Source organism: Moorena sp. SIO4E2 (assembly GCF_010671945.1).
Classification (GTDB): Bacteria; Cyanobacteriota; Cyanobacteriia; order Cyanobacteriales; family Coleofasciculaceae; genus Moorena; species Moorena producens.
The window spans coordinates 1-2,382 of sequence record NZ_JAAHIE010000874.1 but is presented as its reverse complement, the minus strand read 5'-3'; the positions used below and the strand labels follow the sequence as shown (position 1 = coordinate 2,382).

Here is a 2,382-nt window from a genome sequence, read left to right as displayed (position 1 = left end):
TACTTACTGCTGAACAACTTCAGCAAGTCGCTGATTTTATTGCATTTCTTAAGTTTCAAGATAAACGTTGTCGGATTGTTCTTGATCCTGCTCAGTTAAAAGCCCTTTCTCATGAGTTTGCCCAGGAAGATCGCGCTCTTGCTGAAGTGGGAATGAGCGATTATGCGGCAAGTCTTGATCAAGAAGATAGGCTATGATAAATCAATATCAACGTAGCGATATCTGGGTAGCTAATCTCAATCCAACTCAAGGTTCTGAGCAAGCAGGTATTCGTCCTGTCATTATTTTTCAAAATGATATTGTTTCCCAGTTCACTACAACAATTATTGCAATTCCTCTAAGGACAAAAACGCCGCGCTTCGTTACCAATTTGTGTTCGGATTGCCCAAGGAGAGGGTGGATTAGCTTCGGACTCGTGAAGAGATCCAGCAGGTTTGAACCGCTGCTGATTGAGAATCGGAGTGGTAACTAGTGATCCTGTAGCGTCTGTGCAAGAGAATTGCCCCCACAAATTTCCAACAATCTTCAAGGAAGTCAGTTAGGTCAAACCCGCTCCGATATAGGCTTTTACCCTGTCCTGTCACCACCCAGCCGTTTTTTAAAAACTTTTGTAGCAAATAAATCAGAGTTGTGATAAATTAGGTTATATCTATTGCAAAATTAAGAGCCACATAAGAGTAAGTTAATGCCGATTAAAGAAAGCTTTGCCATTTGGAATAATAAAGGAGGAGTCGGGAAAAGCTCCATAACGTTTCATGTTGCAACAAGATATGCAGAAAAGAATCCGGAATCTAAAGTTCTGGTTATCGATATGTGTCCTCAAGCAAACTCTTCTCTGATTCTTTTAGGTGGTGGCTCAGGAGGAGAAAATATACTCATGGAGAATTGTTTGCATCAGCCAGTAGCAAAAACTGTCGCTGGGTACTTTAGTGAAGTTATTTCTAGTGGTCAAGGAGCATCACTTCCAAATCAAAGTCGTTTCGTGACCCAGGTAAACAAAGTTAATAGTGAGATCCCCGATAACCTCTATCTTTTATGCGGCGATCCAAATCTTGAACTACTTGTACCAGCTTTAAACAAAGCAATCGATTTTCCCGCATTAGTTCCTGGAGTTGATCCCTGGATATGGGTTCATAATATTTTAGAAGAATTCTATAAGGGATTAGCAGATAAAGTGGGGGGAGATTGGTTAGTTTTTATTGATACCAATCCCAGTTTTAGCATTTACACAGAAGTTGCTATTTCCTGTGTTGAAAAACTGATTGTTCCTGTTAACGCTGATGATTCATCTCGGATTGCCACTCAAGCAATGTTCACCCTTCTACATGGCACAATTCCTCCTCACCCTGTCTATAGCAAGTGGACTTTTGCTGCAATGGCACCACAAAAAAGAATTTCGATTCCCAAAATTCACCTTATCGTTGGCAATAGACTAACGCAGTACGATGGTACTGCAGGAGCTTTTGCTGCATTATCAGATGCAACAGCAGATACTCTATTCAAAGAGTTTCAAGAAAATAAGAATCGCTTCACCGCAACTTCAAAATCAATAGAGACTATGCAAGATTTCCGCGATCACTACTCTATACCACTTCGAGACTTTAATACTTCCGGTGTCGTGGCTGCACATCTTGGTAAACCTTTATCTAAATTAACCCAAGGAAAACACAGAATTTACAACCGCGATATTACCGTTGTAGCTGCTCGTATTAAGGAATGTGCAACTGCTGTTGATGATCTCTTAGATAAACTTTAAAACCGGAACGTTATCTCGCCAGCGCAATCGAGGTTATCGTTGAGCTTCGATTGAGGGGCTTCCGGCTGTGTTACAGGGCGGTGCAATCCCCGCTGCCAGTCGTGCGAAGGTTAGAGGGTATTGGTGATCGCTCGACGATTGACGACCACATTCGTTACATTGATATCTTTGTTTATATCTTTGTTTTCCTCTGTGATGACCCTATTGATGAGTTTTTTTCCTATCACATTTAGGAAATTGCATGGTTTTTTTGAATACCATTTCTTGGGTTAGCAACATCAAAAAATAATCGCATCTCTTTCTTCCTATTCCCTATTCCCTATTCCCTATTCCCTATTCCCTATTCCCTATTCGCTCTTGCCTCTTGCCTCTTGCCTACTCCCTATTCCCCTTGCTACATTACCAAAACCCCCGCTTACCAGTAGGAAGTACTGTTGTCCAATTAGTCTTAGCTTGTGCCAACTGTTCCTTAGTAACTTTGGCATTAGAAAGATTGGCTCCACACAAATTTGCTCCCCGCAGATTAGCATTTTCGAGATGAGCATAACTAAGATTCGCCCCACGCAAGTCTGCTCCTGTCAAAATAGCTTTTTTCAGGTAAGCTCGACCCAAATTGGCATTGCGTA

At 41.5% G+C, this 2,382-nt stretch carries 4 protein-coding genes and 1 pseudogene; 4 read left to right on the top strand and 1 reads right to left on the bottom strand.

All coding sequences use genetic code 11. The features are described from left to right. From F6K37_RS38440 to F6K37_RS38420, 4 genes and pseudogenes are all read left to right on the top strand, one after another. The coding region (locus F6K37_RS38440; protein ID WP_287256373.1) for a hypothetical protein at window positions 1-197 on the top strand (197 nt) is incomplete at its 5' end. Continuing rightward, window positions 194-416, top strand: a pseudogene (locus F6K37_RS45890) (type II toxin-antitoxin system PemK/MazF family toxin); the annotation flags it as partial. The gene F6K37_RS38440 and the pseudogene F6K37_RS45890, both read left to right, overlap by 4 nt. A 269-nt stretch (window positions 417-685) precedes the next feature. Beyond that, entirely contained in the window at window positions 686-1,756 is a 1,071-nt protein-coding gene (locus F6K37_RS38425; protein WP_287256371.1) for a ParA family protein, read from the top strand. A 101-nt stretch (window positions 1,757-1,857) separates the two neighbouring features. After that, complete coding sequence (locus tag F6K37_RS38420; RefSeq protein WP_287256370.1) at window positions 1,858-1,989, top strand: hypothetical protein; 132 nt, start codon at window positions 1,858-1,860, stop codon at window positions 1,987-1,989. Between the two features lie 166 nt (window positions 1,990-2,155). Here F6K37_RS38420 and F6K37_RS38415 read toward each other — a convergent pair. Beyond that, window positions 2,156-2,382: pentapeptide repeat-containing protein (locus F6K37_RS38415; RefSeq protein ID WP_287256367.1), on the bottom strand; the 227-nt coding region annotated here is incomplete at its 5' end.

What these genes read in the sequence shown, in the direction of transcription:
- F6K37_RS38425 (WP_287256371.1), top strand. Translation starts at nt 686, where the DNA reads ATGCCGATTAAAGAAAGCTTTGCCATTTGGAATAATAAAGGAGGAGTC.